Raw genomic sequence first — 899 nt, forward strand, 5'->3', positions numbered from 1 at the left:
ATGAGGTTGGTGCGGTGGATGCGCTCGAAGCCTTCGGCCACCACGGCCTCGACTCCGGCCAGCCGCACTCCCTTGGCCGCCCAGTCGCGCGAGCTGCCCTGGCCGTAGTCGGCACCCGCGATGATGATCAGCGGCTGGCGGCGGTTCAGGTAGGTTTCCATGGCCTCCCACATGCGCACCACGCGGCCTTCGGGCTCGATGCGCGCCAGCGATCCCTTGTGCTGCACGCCGTCGATGACGGCCATTTCATTGACCAGCTGCGGGTTGGCGAAGGTGGCGCGCATGGCGGTGAGGTGGTCGCCGCGGTGGGTGGCGTAGGAGTTGAAGTCTTCCTCGGGCAGGCCCATGCGCGCCAGGTATTCGCCCGCCGCGCTGTCGGCCAGGATGGCGTTGGAGGGCGACAGGTGGTCGGTGGTGATGTTGTCGGGCAGCAGCGCCAGTGGCCGCATGTTGCGCAGCGTGCGCGGGAAGGCCGCCAGCGCGCCCACGCCTTCGGTATCCCAGTACGGCGGGCGGCGGATGTAGGTGGACTGGGGGCGCCAGGCGTACTGGGGCGAGGCCTTGTCGCCATCGTCCTTGCGGATGGCGAACATGGGTTCGTAGACGGCGCGGAATTGCGCAGGTTTGACCGCTTGGTCAACGATGGCGTCGATCTCCTCGTCGGCGGGCCACAGGTCCTTGAGGCGGATCTCGCGCCCGTCCACCACAGCCAGCACGTCCTGCTCGATGTCGAAGCGCACCGTGCCCGCCAGCGCATAGGCCACGACCAGCGGCGGCGAGGCCAGGAAGGCTTGTTTGGCCTGGGGATGGATGCGCCCGTCGAAGTTGCGGTTGCCCGAGAGCACGGCCGTGGCGTAGAGGTCGCGCTCGACGATTTCCTGCTGGATCCTGGGGTCCAG

The 899-nt window shown here is 68.4% G+C and carries 1 protein-coding gene; it reads right to left on the reverse strand.

All coding sequences use genetic code 11. The features are described from left to right. Positions 1–899 (reverse strand): aconitase family protein (locus DA1_RS29360; protein ID WP_255288226.1); only part of this gene is annotated, 899 nt, incomplete at both ends.

Source organism: Delftia acidovorans NBRC 14950 (assembly GCF_001598795.1).
Lineage (GTDB): Bacteria > Pseudomonadota > Gammaproteobacteria > Burkholderiales > Burkholderiaceae_C > Comamonas > Comamonas acidovorans.